General features: G+C 46.3%; 12 protein-coding genes and 1 tRNA gene. 3 read left to right on the forward strand and 10 right to left on the reverse strand.

Going from position 1 to position 16,204, the window contains the following annotated elements; genetic code table 11:
* Window positions 1–12: 12 nt before the first annotated feature.
* The 3 genes from QUB16_RS07575 to QUB16_RS07585 all read left to right on the forward strand — a co-directional run bounded on the left by QUB16_RS07575 (window position 13) and on the right by QUB16_RS07585 (window position 1,432).
* Entirely contained in the window at window positions 13–306 is a 294-nt protein-coding gene (locus QUB16_RS07575) for a hypothetical protein (protein WP_333315247.1), read from the forward strand.
* A 203-nt stretch (window positions 307–509) separates the two neighbouring features.
* A complete protein-coding gene (locus QUB16_RS07580) occupies window positions 510–1,004 on the forward strand; it encodes a hypothetical protein (RefSeq protein ID WP_333315249.1) in 495 nt (164 codons plus the stop codon).
* Complete coding sequence (locus tag QUB16_RS07585; protein ID WP_333315250.1) at window positions 1,001–1,432, forward strand: hypothetical protein; 432 nt, start codon at window positions 1,001–1,003, stop codon at window positions 1,430–1,432. The genes QUB16_RS07580 and QUB16_RS07585 overlap by 4 nt, the downstream gene beginning before the upstream one ends.
* A 155-nt stretch (window positions 1,433–1,587) precedes the next feature.
* Here the strand turns inward: QUB16_RS07585 and QUB16_RS07590 are convergent.
* The 10 genes from QUB16_RS07590 to QUB16_RS07635 all read right to left on the reverse strand — a co-directional run bounded on the left by QUB16_RS07590 (window position 1,588) and on the right by QUB16_RS07635 (window position 16,039).
* Window positions 1,588–1,658 (reverse strand) — tRNA-Gly (locus tag QUB16_RS07590).
* A gap of 151 nt (window positions 1,659–1,809) precedes the next feature.
* Window positions 1,810–3,837 (reverse strand): excinuclease ABC subunit UvrC, encoded by a 2,028-nt coding sequence (gene uvrC / locus QUB16_RS07595; RefSeq protein WP_333315252.1) that lies wholly within the window; start codon window positions 3,835–3,837, stop codon window positions 1,810–1,812.
* A gap of 116 nt (window positions 3,838–3,953) precedes the next feature.
* The gene (locus QUB16_RS07600; protein WP_333315254.1) at window positions 3,954–4,706 is read right to left on the reverse strand and encodes an amino acid ABC transporter ATP-binding protein; all 753 of its coding nucleotides are present in this window, start codon (window positions 4,704–4,706) and stop codon (window positions 3,954–3,956) included.
* Between the two features lie 161 nt (window positions 4,707–4,867).
* Window positions 4,868–6,064, reverse strand: coding sequence for an amino acid ABC transporter permease (locus tag QUB16_RS07605; RefSeq protein WP_333315256.1), 1,197 nt, complete (start codon window positions 6,062–6,064; stop codon window positions 4,868–4,870).
* Window positions 6,065–6,086: 22 nt separating this feature from the next.
* Entirely contained in the window at window positions 6,087–6,686 is a 600-nt protein-coding gene (locus QUB16_RS07610) for a hypothetical protein (RefSeq protein ID WP_333315258.1), read from the reverse strand.
* Window positions 6,687–6,734: 48 nt separating this feature from the next.
* Window positions 6,735–7,949, reverse strand: a complete 1,215-nt coding sequence (locus tag QUB16_RS07615) for an ABC transporter permease subunit (RefSeq protein WP_333315260.1) — start codon at window positions 7,947–7,949, stop codon at window positions 6,735–6,737.
* A 297-nt stretch (window positions 7,950–8,246) separates the two neighbouring features.
* Window positions 8,247–9,332 carry an amino acid ABC transporter substrate-binding protein gene (locus QUB16_RS07620; protein ID WP_333315262.1) on the reverse strand — a complete coding sequence of 362 codons (1,086 nt, stop codon included), beginning with the start codon at window positions 9,330–9,332 and terminating at the stop codon, window positions 8,247–8,249.
* 317 nt (window positions 9,333–9,649) lie between these two features.
* Window positions 9,650–9,877: a hypothetical protein gene (locus QUB16_RS07625; protein WP_015178453.1), complete on the reverse strand. Its 228-nt coding sequence runs from the start codon at window positions 9,875–9,877 to the stop codon at window positions 9,650–9,652.
* Between the two features lie 461 nt (window positions 9,878–10,338).
* Window positions 10,339–15,435, reverse strand: a complete 5,097-nt coding sequence (locus QUB16_RS07630; protein ID WP_333315355.1) for a PAS domain S-box protein — start codon at window positions 15,433–15,435, stop codon at window positions 10,339–10,341.
* A 202-nt stretch (window positions 15,436–15,637) separates the two neighbouring features.
* On the reverse strand, window positions 15,638–16,039 hold the full coding sequence (locus QUB16_RS07635) for a fasciclin domain-containing protein (RefSeq protein WP_006634220.1): 402 nt from the start codon (window positions 16,037–16,039) through the stop codon (window positions 15,638–15,640).
* Window positions 16,040–16,204 lie beyond the last annotated feature (165 nt).

Genomic DNA, 16,204 nt, shown 5'->3' on the forward strand with positions numbered 1-16,204 from the left:
GGAGGTAAGGCGATGATGGGACACGGTAGGGCGGTGACGCCAAAAGAATTGGCGTGTGCTAAAAATTTTTCATCTAAGGCTCTAGCGGAAGGCGCAAGGCTAATTGACGAGGCAAAACAAAAATTTGAGGAGAATGGGTTTGTTCCCGTTGAAACAGTGAAAGCAATAATGGAAGCAGACGGCATTACTCGTCAATTTTTGTTGGCAGACAGCAAAAAAACTTTGGAGGAAGGGCTTTTAGTAAGAGCCATAAGCTCTAGCCAATGGTTTCTTATTCGTGGTAGCAACATTCATGGCGAGTTCTGACGCTTGATACACAATTTGGTTGAAGTAAGTTACCTACTGTAGTTACATAGAACTATCTGTAACTATAGTAGGTAACTTGTGGTAATTCCAGCGGTAGTGCAAAGGACGGTTGAGATAGAGAATCGTTTTGTGTAACTCTTGACAGTTACCTGTAAGTTACCTACATTAGTTACATAGAACTATATGTAACGGGTAGGTAACTTGTGGCAATTCCATCGGTAGTACAGGGCATGGTTGAGGCAGAGGACGGCAAGGTATTCGAGCTAGATTCCCCCAAAGGTCAGGCGTGGTTAGAATCGATTAGCTCTTTCCGTTTTGAGCCTGTGGGGGGCAACAAGCCCTACACGGTTCGCAAGGAATCGGGGAAGGGCGGGGATTACTGGTACGGTTACAGAAAGGTGGCGGGCAAGTTACATAAGAAGTATGCGGGCAAAACCTCTGAGCTAAGCACGGCAAAGCTCGAAGAGATTGCAAAGTCTCTGAATACTCTCCCTCAACCACGGGTTACACACGCGGTTGCAGAAGTTACAGAGACAAATGCTTTAGGGGTTGCACGCGCAGTTACAGACAGCCTCCCTGTAACCGCTAGGGTGTTGGAGGACTCGGACAGGTTGACGGCTTTAGAGTTGCAGGTGCAGGCACTGCAAGAATCCTTGGAATCGTTGCGGGAGGCACTGCCGGGAAAACTGAGGGCTTGAGTGATTCTCCTGAATTGCTCAAGCCTAGCGAGGTTACAGATGATGAGTTACAGATACGGTTAGGTAACTTAAAATCAAGGAATGAAGAGTTACAGATAGAGTTAGGTAACTTAAAGGCAGAGAATCAGAGGTTACAGGCCGAGTATGCCAAGCTTCTAGAATTCAGCGCCCACATTACCAACAAGCTCCGACAAGAGGTACAGGAATTGCGATCGCAACTTGCGACAGAGCGCGCCGATCGGGAGGAAGTCGAGGGTGAACTTTTTGCTTTAAAACAAGAATCAGCCACTGTCATCGCAGAATTTCCAGAGCCAGCCGACTTACTCAATCGGTTGAAAGCCAAACGCAAAAAGTCTAGGGCGGACTTGGCTGACATCAACGCTATTCTGGGACTTCTAGCGGAAGAGTACGGCTCAAACCCAGTCTAGGCATGGATTGTATCCAATTTGTATCCAAACGAGGCAAATTGTATCCAAATTGTCTCCATTTTCTAGTCAACTAGACCCCTGACTTAGCCGTATTCTGAGCAATAAAAAACCTCAAACCGTTGATTTCTCGTTGGTTTGAGGTTTTTATAGACGCAAGCGGGCAGCGGGAATCGAACCCGCATAATTAGCTTGGAAGGCTAAAGTTTTACCACTAAACTATGCCCGCACACAGAAACTAAATATACCACAAGTCTCTGGGGATTGCAATAGGCCTGTGCAAAATTTTTGAAGACCTCCCTCACACTGGCTGAATCGGGGGTTGCGGCCCGATCGCCCCCTCACCCCGAAAATCCCCGTCTCCGATGCTGGGTAAGGCTTTACGGATGGAAATAATCGTAAATTTGCTGCGCCAGACGCGGGCCAATCCCAGAAACTTCTGCCAACTGTTCGGGAGTCGCTAAACGGAGATAGTCGATCGACCGAAAATGTGCTAACAATTGTTTTTGTCGGTGGTGTCCCAATCCGGGAATTTCATCAAGGCGCGATCGCTTCATTCTCTCGCTTCTTCGATCCCGGTGAAAACTCACAGCAAACCTGTGCGCCTCATCCCGCACCCGGCGCAATAATTGTACCCCAGGCTGCTCAGAATTAGTTGGCAGTGGCAAAGATTCCCCCGGCAAAAATATTTCCTCTCGCTGCTTTGCCAAACTGACAACGCGCAACTCTTCTAGCAAATTCATCTCCCGCAAAACAGCCACAACTGCTGACAGTTGACCTTTGCCGCCATCTATCATAATTAAGTCTGGTTTGTCGGAAATAGTAGGAGAATCTGAGGATAAATTGCTGAGTTCTTTCTGTTCTTCTAAATCGCTAAATCCATCTTCCCTCTTCCCTTTTTCTTCTTCCTTCAATCCTCGGAATCGGCGACCGATAACTTCTGCTAAACTAGCAAAATCATCAGAATGACCAGATTTAATTTCAGGATTTTTAATTTTGTAATGGCGGTAGTGTTGATTGGCCGGCAAACCGTCAATAAATACGACGCGGGAAGCTACGGCGTCAGAACCTTGAATGTGAGAAATATCGTAACCTTCTATGCGGCGAGGAACTTCTGGCAAATCGAGAATTTCTGCTAAATCTTCCATTGCTTGAGAATTGCGATCGCTCAATCTTTGCATTCTCGCCAATTCATACTCAGCGTTGCGTTCCACCATCTCAATCAACTCAGCCTTAGTTTGCCGCTGCGGCGTCAAAATCGTAACTTTTCGGCCCTTACGGTTGCTCAACCAATCTGCTAATATTTCCCCTTCTGGCAATTCGTACTGCACTGAAATTTCGCTGGGAATTTCTACGGATTCAACATTTTGATAGTGTTCTTCCAACACCCGCTGCAAAATCGCTCCGGCCTCTACCCCCCCAAGGCTTGGGGGGGAGGCAAGAGAAAGTTGAGATAACTCTTCCCCCCCCGATTGTAGGGGCGGTGCCCCCGTGCCCGCCCTGGGTTGGGAGGGTATTTCCGCCATAAATCCCAATCTTCCGACCAGTTGACCGGCGCGAATTTGGAACAACTGGACGCAAGCGTGCTGGGTGTCTGCCGCAAGTGCGATCGCATCTCTGGAAACCGTATCGTCGGGCAAAGACACTTTTTGACCCGCACTCAAAGACTGCAAACCCTTAATTTGGTCGCGAATGCGCGCCGCCGTTTCAAAGTTTAAATCTTCGGCTGCCTCTTCCATTTGGGGTTCTAAAATATCGAGCAATTCCTGAGTCCTTCCCTGGAAAATCATCGCTACTTTTTGGATGATTTTTCGATACTCCTCCGGCGAAGTTAACCCTTGACAAACGCCAACGCAGCGCCCGATGTCGTAGTTCAAACAAGGACGGTCTTTAAATAGCGGTTGAGGGCGCTGCCGCAGCGGGAAAATCCGCTTAATTAAATGCAGCGTACTCCGCAGCGCCCCTGTATCGACGTAGGGGCCGTAGTAGCGGTCTTTTGCACTACCGGCGCGGCGTTTGCGGGTGATAAAAATGCGCGGGTATTCCTCCGACCAAGTTATGCACAAATAAGGATATTTTTTATCATCTTTGAGGAGGACATTAAAGTAAGGTTGGTGCTGTTTTACGAGGTTTGCTTCTAATGCTAAAGCTTCCGCTTCTGTGTCGGTGGCGATGAATTCAATTTCGCGCACTTGCTGCACCATCATCGCGATGCGGGGACTGAGATTTTGGCTTTCGCGGAAGTAGGAACGGACGCGGTTTCGGAGTTTTTTTGATTTGCCGATGTAAAGGATGCGATCGCTCTCGTCTCGCATTAAATATACACCAGGAACCGCCGGAATTTCTTTGAGGCGACTTTCTAGGCGTTCCGAGTCTTTAACTAACGGCAGAGTTTTTGTGGATGGCATTGCAAGCTATCTCAGCAAAAGAGAGACTGATTGTACACTCTTTTATTTTACCTTAATTGTGCCGATTTTTACTGCTGCTACCGTCGCCAAACCCACCGACTAAACTTGAAAATCAGTTACAATATCTGAGATAAAAACTTGCGCGTGCGTTCTTCCTTCGGATTCTGAAAAAACTCTTCCGGCTCAGCTTCTTCAACTAAAACGCCGCCATCCATCAATACAATGCGATCGGCAACTTCGCGCGCAAACCCGACTTCGTGAGTCACCACTACCATTGTAATTCCAGTTTGAGCCAAATTTCGCATTACATCTAAAACTTCCCGCACCATCTCCGGGTCTAATGCTGATGTCGGTTCATCAAACAGCATGATTTTAGGCTGCATGGCTAGAGAACGTGCAATAGCGACCCGCTGCTGTTGTCCTCCAGACAACTGTCCGGGATATTTTTTTGCTTGTTCCAATATTCCCACTCTTTCTAAGAGTTGCATTGCCACTTCTTCGGCTTTTTTCTTCGGCCAGCGGCGCACCCATACTGGCGCTAGCATGACGTTTTGCAAAACTGATAAGTGGGGAAACAGGTTAAATTGCTGAAACACCATTCCTACTTCGCTGCGAATTGTCTCAATGTTGCGTAAGTCGTGGGAAAGTTCGATGCCGTCGATCGTAATTTTACCTTGTTGGTATTCTTCTAAGGCGTTAAATGTGCGAATAAACGTCGATTTTCCCGATCCCGATGGCCCCATCACGACAACCACTTCACCTCGGTTTACGGTCATGCTGACGCCGCGCAGTACGTGAAATTGTCCGTACCATTTATGGACGTTTTCGGCTACGATTACTTGTTCTGGGATTGTGGGTTTAGTTTGCATAGTTTTGTCCTTTAAATAATGACGGATAATTATTGCCTGATGACTGTTGACTACTTCAGCGGATGGGGGTTTATATATATTTGGGTTGGGAGGGGCGGGTTTATATATATTTGGGTTGGGAGTTATATTTTGTTGGTGAACCCGCCCCTACAGACTGCGGACTAATGACTTTTTTCTAAAGTTCGCTCGATTTTGCGGCTGGCTAGGGAGATTGAGTAGCAAAATATCCAATAAATGATGCCGACGAATATGTAAACTTCGGCGTATCTGCCGATATAGGAAGGATTTGCTAAAACGGCGCGGGATATTCCGATTAATTCTAACATTCCGAATAGAGACAGCAGGGATGTATCCATGAATAATCCGATGAATTGACCGCCGATCGCCGGAATGACTATTCGCAATGCTTGAGGCAGTACAATGAGAATTGTGAGTAGGGGTGTATTGAGTCCGATCGACCTAGCTGCTTCTATCTGTCCCCTGGGCACGGCCTGCAAGCCACCGCGCACGTTTTCCGCCAAGTATGCCGCACTAAATAAGGTTAATCCAGCAATCGCTCTAATTACTCTATCCAGTTTGGGATATTCTGGCGGTAAGAATAATTGCAGCATCACTTGACCTAAAAACAAAATGCCAATTAATGGTAAACCGCGAATAATTTCGATGTATAATGTTGATAACAGTCTCACAACTGGCAAAGAACTTTGTCTGCCGAGTGCTAGCAATACTCCCAAAGGAAAGGAAAGCACAATACTAATAACTGCTAAAAACAGTGTCAATACTAAACCGCCCCAATCATTTGTTGACACTTCTGTCAAACCCAACCCGCCTTTAATTAGCCACAAAACTATTGGGAAGGAAAGAACCCAAATTGCCGGCATCCAGCCCAGGATTTTTGGGTTTATTTGCCTTCCGATGAGATAGCTGGCGGCGGCTGCGATAATAATTCCTAAGAGGTAGAGGCGAGAGGTTAGGTCGATCGGCGAAATGACCGCACCCACAACCGCAGCACCGAGTATAATTAGTAAAGGCGGATTCCAAAGACGTTCTTGCCGCTGAATGTTTCCCCAAGTTAATCCTCCCAACAAGGCAATTATGGCCGTTACTATCCACAGTCGCCAGTAGGATTCCCTGGGAAATCTGCCGGCAAAAAATAGCGGCAAGTTGGCTTCTAATACGCGCCATTGAGCTTTTGTTGTTGCCCAAACGATAATTCCTTTAATAGTTTGGAAGGCGATAATTAGGCAAACTACTGTCAGAATGCTGTTGTACCAGGTACTAAATAAATTTTTGCGCGCCCAATTCCAAGGGGTAGGCGATTCGGTGGCTGGGGGCGGTAATACAGGTATTGTTTCCATTTTATTTGTTGGTTATTAATTATTAATTATTAATTGCACTGGCTAAAATACCTAAAATTTTATTAACCTCGGTGAGGTAATACTCGGTCAAATCTATTTCAATTACTTGATTTTTTAATCGGAGAAATTTCCAGATAGTTCCGCTAGTGACAGCGCCATAAATTGCCGAAATATCGTTGCCTTCACGTTCATTAAATATTCTAGCGCCTAGCATTTCTGCTACGCACTGTCCCAATTCACTATTGAGATTTTCCGGTTTTGCTTCTACAATTATAATGACTGGTGCAACAACTAACAAAAGTCCTGATGAATTGCCAATTAGAAAATCGCAACTACCGTCTAAGCCTCTTTCGGAGTCAACATTAAAGTCAATACCGGAAAATAAGCTAATTCGATTTTGTAATTGTTCTCTAAGTTCAATTAAAATTGGTGCGGTAATCATTTCAGCGCGGGATTTCTGGGTATTACTTGCCAGACCTAACGGTACACTGCGCTTGAGAGTTTCGGCTAGTAGTTGGCTGCATTCTAAGTTGGGTTCTTTGCCAAACAAATCGGCGACTTCCGAATACTTTAATTCAAATGTTTTGACGGCGCCCTCTAAACTAAAATCACTGTACGCCATTTTTCTATTTCCTCTGATCGCCGTTGTAAAATTTCCAACATTAACTCTTTACCTTTCCTTGATTTGTACAGTTTTATTGTACCAATTCATGAACAGAGACACTATCAAACTAATTGTTAGGTATGTTACCATGATAATTAACATTGCTTCGATCGCCCTACCGGTCTGATTCAGCGTCGGAGAGCCCACCACAAAATAAACGTCGGGATAAGCAACCGCAACCGCTAAACTCGAATTCTTAGCTAAATTCAGATACTGACTGGTTAAAGGCGGTACAATCACCCGCAAAGCTTGCGGCAAAATTACCATCCGCATCATTGTTCCAGACTTCAGCCCTAAAGACTTTCCCGCTTCCCACTGGCCTTTCGATACTGACTGAATTCCGGCCCGGACAATTTCTGCAATGTAACTGCCAGTATACAAGCTGAGTCCTGTCACCAGGGCGGCAAATTCTGGAGTTAATTTTAATCCTCCTTCGAGTTGCAATGCTGGTGTCAGGCGCGGAACATCTAGGCGAAAAGGCAGATTTTTGGTGATAATCCAAGCTAAGATTGCACTCAGCCCGATCGCACCTACAGCCCAAAACAACTGTCTTCCCGGCTTAGCTTCTTCCAACATCACCCGCGCCCGCCACATCCACAGCCCCACCGCCGCCAAAACTCCGACTGTTAGCAAAATCAACCAAATTTCAAAACCCGGCAAAGCCACCGGGGTTGGTACAGCAATGCCGCGATTTGTCAAGTAAATCGGCCCGCGTAACTGCGGGTTGTCTTCCAGTTTTGGCAGGGAAATGAAAACTGCAAAATACCAGAAAAATAATTGCAGCAATAACGGGGTATTTCGCAAAATTTCCACATACAAACCCGCCAAACTCCGCAGCAGCCAATTGTCGGAAAGGCGGGCAATTCCTACAGTCAAACCCGCAACAGTTGCGAAAATAATCCCAAGACCCATTACCCGCAGCGAGTTGATTAAACCGACAAAATAAGCTTGTCTGTAACTGTTTTCGGGACTGTAGGGAATCACGCTTTCGCCGATGTCAAAGGATGCTTGAGAATTGAGAAAATCAAATCCAAATGCAATCCCTAGTTGCGAGTAATTGGCACTGAGATTGTCCGCGAGAATCGCGATCACAACTATTACTAAAATTAGGGCGATCGCCTGTCCGGCAATTTTCCAGAAGCGATCGTCCCGCAGCAGTTTTGATATATCTTTAAAATAGGGAAATTTCTGGGCTTTGCCCGGTTGAGGTTCTGGGTTCATAACTTAAATTATATTTGATAAATCTGCTGGCAAATCCAGGCGAGATTGAGCTTTGGTGGGTGATATCGTTTCCGGTTGCATCGGAATGATTTAACCGCAGAGGGCGCAGAGAACGCAGAGGGAGAGAATACAGAGATGAATTATTCCGATGCTACCGGATTTGATATGACTTGATAGTTACTCGATTGGCTATCGGGATTTTTCAAGTCACGCACTCTACATAGCTTTGGTGCGTGACTTGATAGTTACTCGATTGGCGATCGGGATTTTGACCGTCACGCACCCTACATAGCTTTACTAGCGGAACGGCGGCGAGTAAAGCAAACCGCCATCTTTCCAAAGTCTGTTTTGACCCCGTTCTAACTTGAGTGTACTTTTGGGGCCGAGGTTGCGATCGTACATTTCCCCGTAATTCCCCACTTTCTTCACAACGCGGACAGCGTAGTCGTTCGGAAGTCCGAAACCTTTACCTAAATCTCCTTCTGTTCCTAGCAAACGTTTGATGTTCGGGTCTGTAGTGCTTGCCACAATTTGGTCTACATTTCCTGAATTAATTCCCAAATCTTCAGCTTCAATCGCCGCAAAAACGATCCATCTCACCGCGTCAGCCCATTTAGGATCGCCGCTTTTCACCGCTGGGGCTAATGGTTCTTTTGACATCACGATCGGCAAAACAACATTATTATCGGGATTCGGCAGAGTTGTCCGCTTAGAAACAAGTTGCGATCGATCGGCAGTAACACCTTGACAGCGACCTTCTTGATAGGTAGCAAAGGTAGAATTCACATCTTCAAACACCACAGGAGTGTATTTAACTCCTATTTTTCGCATTTGGTCGGACAAATTTTGTTCCGTGCTCGTACCTGTCTGCACGCAGATAGATTTGCCCGCAAAATCTTTTAAACTTTTGATGCGGCTGTCTTTTTTGACCATGATGCTTTGAGAGTCATAAAAGATCACCGGGGCAAATTCCAGTCCGGTAGTGCTGTCGCGACTCGCTGTATAGGTGGTATTTCGGCTGAGAATGTCGATTTCTCCCGCCTGCAAAACTGTAAATCTATCTTTAGCGTTGAGTTTTCGGTACTCGACTTTTTCGGGATCGTCAAATATTGCTGCCGCCACAGCCCTGCACACATCCACATCCAGTCCCGAATATTTGCCTTTTTCGTCTACAAAGCTAAAACCCGGTAGTTCGCCGCTGACGCCGCAAATCAGTTTGCCGCGGCTGACAATTGTATCTATCCGGCTGGAACCTTGTTGCGAGTTGCCGCCCGCTGCAGTTGTTGCTGTTGTTTGTCCGGTTTGTGCCGATCGATCCCTACAAGACGCCAACGGTGCCACAAATAACACACTTGCTAGTAGCAGAAATCCCCATTTACGCATAGATTTTAATAGAACGCTTTCCTGACAATCCTACCTTGTAGCTGTCAGAACTGTGGCGATCGGCGATCTACACAGCCTCCGGTTTCAAATTAGCCCTTCTGCATCCGGTGCTGCACAGCGGCAACTGCCCTGACTACCCGCCTGTTTTTTTTGAGCAAGCTGGGAGCCCAAAGTTAGAAACCCGGTTTCTGGCTGGAGGTATGGTCGTCAAACCTCAGATTTATCCCTGAAACCCGGTTTCTTTTCTGCTATTTCTGCCCAGCGCGAGCGATCGTCGCCTTTCCCTGGAATATTAATCCGATTTGGATGGAATCGGCTCACAGTAGCTCTGGTGCGAGCCGCTGCTCAGCTAAATCGCGGATTAGGGACAGCCGAGACTGGATGTATTCGTCCAACAAATCTGCTTCTTTGCCATTGAGGGCAGAGTTCGTCTTTAACTGCTTCAGCAGCCACTGTACCAGGGTGGCATCGTCTAAATTGACTAAAAGAGTAGCTTGGGTGGTCTCAATTAATGACCAGAGTTGGCGTAACATGACTGGAGTCATAAAACCTCGTTGAGCGTAAATACGCACTTAATGGGCGGGGATAGCGAAAAGCAGGTCTTGGTGTCTCAAGCCGATAGACGAAAAGCACCCTCATAACCATCGGCTTAATGATTATTTTATATTTGACCACAATAACTTAAGACAGTAGTGTCACAAGTTACAACACACAAGATGTTATAAGAGTTCCCAATTCCTTCACATTGAGATAAACATCTTGATAAAACATTAAAAATCTTTACACGCGCTCGCTTGCGGGGGCTGCCAAGAGCTGTCAATCGATTTTAGATTTTAGATTTTAGATTTTAGATTTGAAGCATTGACTTGCGCGAGATAAATTCGGGGACTCCTTTATCGGATACAGGTTTTTTATTTCTGGACGGATGAATCACGTGGCGGGTATCCTGGATGCTTTCGATCCGGGATCGGGCTCCACGGGCCCGGTTCAAAAGAAAATTGATTGACTACTCGGTAGCCACAAACTTTTGAACCCCCGCCAGAATTATTTCTAATTCAGCGATGATTTTTGTAGCCCCCTCCAAATCATTAGATTCGGCCCGACTTTGAAGCCGATCTGCCAGATCGGGCATTAACCGCACCGCCGCCGTAGCGCTGACACCTTTAATTTGATGAGCGTGGCGGGCCAGTGTCTCCATATCTCCCGAGGCGATCGCCCCCTTAGCAGCTTCTAAATAACTACCAGTATCCACCACGAAAGTTTGCAGTATTTCCCGCTCAAACTCTAAATCAGCGCCCGAAATTTCGTGCAAACGTGCCATATCCACTACCGATTCGATATCTGGCTCAGAGTTTTGAAGTTCCTCGCCATTAAACTTGGGAGTTCCAATTTTTAGCTTGGCCGACCAATTATCTAGTACCGATTTTAACTTTTCGATCGCAATAGGTTTGCTAATATAATCGTCCATGCCCGCCGCCAGACACTTTTCCCGATCGCCCTTCAAAGCATTCGCAGTCATCGCAATCACCACCGTCTTTTGCATCTTCCCAGCAGCAACATCTGCAGCTTCCCGGCGGCGCAATTCCAGCGTTGCTTCGTAACCGTCCAAAATCGGCATCTGACAGTCCATCAACACAATGTCATACTTTTTCAGAGCAACCATAGATAGTGCCTCTGCACCGTTATTGGCGACATCCGCCGCGCATCCCAAAACTCTGAGTTGATTGAGACCAACTTTTTGATTGATAGGAGTATCTTCAACTAACAAAATCTTTAAACTTGCTAACTCCCGGTTGTCAATAGCTGAGGCTCGATTGGAGGTGGGATTTGCCAGCGGCTCATCAATCAGCGTCATTGGGGCGATCGCATTCGCCAAGCAATCAAATAGTCGGTGAGCCTTAACAGGTTTAGTTAAATACCCGCTAAAACCGCTATCTACCAAGCGTTTCGCCTCTCCAAGCTGAGTCATTGAAGTCAGCACCACCCACTTAGTCTGCTGCATTGCAGGCTCAGAAATCCTCAAGCGTTCGAGACTTCCCGCCACCATTTCCGGCAACTGAATATCAACCAAAACGATATCGTAAGGGGAATTAAGGCTGACAGCTTTGTACAGAGATGCGATCGTCATCCAACCGTTCTCAACCTCCTCAACCTCCATTCCCCACAAAACAGCCATTCTCACTAGCACTTTTCGCACTGTCGGCTTGTCGCTGGCAACTAACATTTTTCGCCCCGCCAGCACCGTTTCAAAATTCACGTCACACGCTGTCCCGACAGCAGTTAAATTTTCCGTAACTGTCGGCACAGTAAACCAAAAAGTCGAGCCTTGGCCAGGGGTACTTTCCACACCGATTTGCCCACCCATTAACTCCACCAACTCCTTAGAAATAGCCAACCCCAAACCTGTGCCACCGTATTTTCTTGTCGTAGAAGCATCAACTTGAGTAAAAGATTGAAACAGCTTTTTTTTGTCTTCGGGAGCAATCCCAATTCCTGTATCTGTCACTTTAAATAGCAGGAGCATAGAGTCATTGTTTTCTATTTTTAACGGTTCGATACTCTCTAAAATTTTCTGATTGTCGCTAGCTGCCAACAACCCAGGATTACTAGCATTAGCCACCTCAATTACCACTTCTCCTGCTTCTGTAAACTTAATAGCATTGTTGATTAAATTAGTGAGTATTTGCCGCAACCGTGCTGCATCACCTTTAATTTGCAGCGGCACGTCGCTGTCAATCAGCGCCACCACTTCTAGACCTTTTTCTTGTGCGGGAGTTGCCAACAAATCCAGCACTTCATTCATACAGATACTGAGGTTAAATTCGATTGTTTCTAAGCGCATTTCTCCAGCTTCCAGTTTGGAGAGATCCAGAATATCGTTAATGATGGAGAGTAAATTTTGGCCGCTGAGTTTCAGCGTCTGTACAAAGTCAATCTGTTCGGGAGTAAGATTCGTTTTCAGCAGCAAATCAGTCATCCCCATCACTCCATTCATCGGAGTGCGGATTTCGTGACTCATATTTGCTAAAAATAGCGACTTCATTCGAGACGCTTCTAGGGCCGCTTCTCGGGCCTGCTGCGCTTGTTCAAAAAGAGTAGATTGCTGAATGGCGATCGCCAACTGCACGCTCAACCTTCCCAGCAAATCCATCTCAGAATCAGTCCAAACACGCGGAGCGCTGCACTGATGGGCAATCAGCAATCCCCACAACCGATTTTGACTCGTTTCCAAACTCCTTTCCGGCCGTTCAATTCGAGTTTCCGGCGAATATTCTGCTGCCAACCCCTGACTATCATCGCCTATAAAAATTGGTACAACTAAATTAGCCCTTACCTGCAAACTAGCAAGTAAATCTCGGTGTTCCTCGCTCAATTTGGCCGTATAAATATCTGCCATTGCTTGAATTGTTCCTGGACTGTACAGCCATACAAAACTTTCCCCAAAGGATGTTCTTTGAACTTTTCTGCCCAGCAGGGGCATCCAATCATCCCCTACAGATTCCACAACAACAACCGCTGTTTCCTCGGAATCAAAACGATAAATTACCGTGCGGTCAGTTGCCAGCAACTGCCGCACTTCTTGTACAGCAGTGCTCAGAGTTTGAGTGAGGTTGAGAGACTGGCGGACTCGCTGGGCGATCGCCGAAACCAGCCGTTCTTGTTCTGCTTGTTCCTGCAGCATTCTCTCAGCTTGCTTGCGTTCGGTGACATCGCGAATTACCGCAGCAAAGCACAGCGGTTCGGTGGTTTGAGGGTGCTTGACCAGAAAAGCATTCATCACAACATCAATGGGTTGTCCGGTGGCCAAGTGCTGCATTTGACCTTCGCCTTGCCACTGGCCATGACTGATAATTGTTGGTAAAATCTCTTGACTGAATTTCTGTTGAAAATAGGGCCCAATATAATCCCATATCTCCGTATAAAGCACGGGCGAAAGATTCTCTACACCCACCAGTTTTCGTCCGGCTTCGTTGACAAACAGCGTTTGGCCTTTTAGGGTAGCCATACCGATAAAATCGCTGCTGTTTTCAATCAGCGACACAAATTTTTGCCGTTCTTCTTCTCCTTTTTTGCGTTCGGTAATGTCGCGCTTGACGCAGACATGACAAATTACATCGTCGGCGTTGTTAATCACAGAGTATGCCGCAACGTCGATCGCCAGCGTCTGGCCTTTTTTAGTGCAGTTAGTAATCTCGCCCCGAAAACTTCCAGTTTTCGCTAAACTTTGGGCAATTGCCAAAAAGCGATCTCCCGCAACCAGCGGCGAAGCTTCTGCTTCTAATTCCGCGTCTGTGTATCCTAGAAGCGTTTGGTGAGCAAGATTTTGTTCGAGGAAAAACCCGTCAGCATCAATAATGACGATCGCATCGTTGGAGTTTAAAAATATTTCTCGGTAAAGTTTTAGTTTTTCCTCAGCTCGCTTGCGTTCGGTGATGTCTCTTTTGACACTTACATAACAAACTACATCCCCAGCATCATTGAGAACCGCAAAAGCCGAAACCTCGACCTCAACTGTTCCTTCTTGCACAGCCTTAATACAGGTCATTTCGCCTCGGTAACTTCCAGTTTCTACCAAGGTTTGCATTACCGAGGCAAATGCCTGTTCTCCCATGTGAGTTACCGGGGTTTTTCCCCACAATTTAGACGAACTGTAACCCAGCAAAGCCGTGTGAGCTTGATTTGTTTCTAAGTAATAGCCTTGGGGGTCTAAGATCGCGATCGCATCGTTGGATTTCAAAAAGATTTGTTGATAAAGTTGCAGCTTCAATTCAGCTTGTTTCCGGGCGCTAATATCCGTGAACAAGCCGTAGTAAACTATCTCCCCCGATGCTTGAAATTCTGGCTGGGAAGCTCCTTGCACCCATTTAAGTTTTCCCGACGGAGTGACAATTCTTCCTTCCCACCGCCAAGGCTGCAAATTTTCAGCAGAAAGCGTCACCGAGTTGAGAAAATCATCTCGATCTTCGGGATGAATCATGTCAACAATTACATTAAAATCCTGCTGAGCCGCCTCTGGTTCTATTTCATACAATTCTCGGCAGCCCGCGCTCACAAACGAGAAGGCCATTGAGCCGTCTGGATTCAAGTCAATTTGATATACCGTACCCGGTACGCTAGCAGTAATTTTTTGCAGTTTGGCTTGGCTTTGATTCCTGGCTTCATCTGTGGCCTGCAATTGACCAATCTCTCTAGAAAAACCCAAAACGCCAAATATATTACCATCTGCATCGCACAGTGGCACTTTTTGCGTGTCAAAGATGTGCTGTTTGCCACCTTCAAAGACGATCGCCTGGTAGGGATTGCGAACCCTCTCCCCAGCCAGCACAGCGCGATCGTCCTCGCGGATGCCCCTAATTTTGCCGTTGCGATCGCCAAATACGAATTCGGCACAAAACCCTAATTCAATATCATCTTTGCCGATAATTTCCTCAACATTTTTCCCCAAATATTCAGCAAAACTTGGATTTACAAAAATGTATCTAAAATTTCTATCTTTCGCAAAAACTCTGTCCGGGGCCTCGTCCCTTACAGCCCGCAACAATAGTTCTTGACTTTCGGCATCCAGAGCAAAATTATTTTTAAGTTTATCCTTGACACTGGTCGTTTTAGCTGCTAAAATACTTAACTGTTTTGCACAAATTTGAGCGACTGTGTGGAGCAAACAAAGGTGTTCCAAATTAAAAGCAGTTGCCGGCTCTGCACCAATGAAAAATACTCCCAACAATTCTTCACTTTCATCCGGGTTGGCTGGTGCCATCAAGACCGACTGAAACTCAGCAATTGGTGGCGGAGCGATGTTGTGCGCCCAGTCCCGATTGCCGGCTTGCCATTCAGCGCGAGCAGCTTGCAAGCGCTCTTCAATTTCGGCTTTGGCGCTAGCAGTTAAGGGCTGTGAGTGTTCCAGGTATAGTCGATCGTCCGGTGGCGTCAAAATTGCGATCGCCGCGCCAGGAAGGAGGCGATCGAGATGTGTCAGACACGCAGACCAAATTTCATCAGCGCCAGCCGCGAGTTGTATTTTCTCCGTAAGTTCGTTGAGAACTTGCAGTTCCAAGGTACGCTGGCGGACTTTCGCTTTGAGGCTGGCGGCTAGGATTTGCATAGTGCTCACCACACTGGTTTGCTTATATTATAATTATTGATTTTCAAATTTTTGTAAACAATCATCTTAAAATATATCTGACGAAAAGACAACGGTTTTATATTTAAATTACCTTCAACCGATAAAATAAAGCGTGCGATCGGGAGCAAATCGGCACCGCAAAGCACCAGGTTCGCTCCCGAAGCGAGATTAAACGGCGAAATTATCCCATTAAAATCACGTTATCGATGACGTGAATGACGCCGTTATCAGCTTCGATATCCGCAGCGACAACAGTAGCATTTTTCACCTCAAAACCGTCAGAACAATCAATTTTAATCGGCGAACCTTCCAAGGAAGTAACAAAACCGAGTTTTGCCAAATCCGCCTTCATAAACTTCCCCGATACGACGTGAAACATCAAAATCCTGGTCAGTTGGGGAACGTTCTGCACTAAGGTTGTGATAGTTCCCGGCGGCAATTTCGCAAAAGCATCGTCAGTGGGTGCAAAGACAGTAAAAGGGCCCGGACTTTTGAGCGCGTCTACTAAATTAGCTACTTGCACCGCCGTTACCAGGGTTTGAAACGAACCCGCACCTACGGCAATATCAACAATATCAGGCATTGTGTTTTACCTCATCTGGGAAAAAAGTTCTATTAAGTATCGTAAACTGAGGCGGGCAACAATACCTACTGTCTTTTTTGAAAAATTGGTAATTCTTTTGTAGTGAGGACTTCAATCCTCAGATTTTGATGAGGACTTCAGTCCTCACTACAAACCTAATAATAT

Source organism: Microcoleus sp. D3_18a_C4 (genome assembly GCF_036702415.1).
Taxonomy (GTDB): domain Bacteria; phylum Cyanobacteriota; class Cyanobacteriia; order Cyanobacteriales; family Microcoleaceae; genus Microcoleus.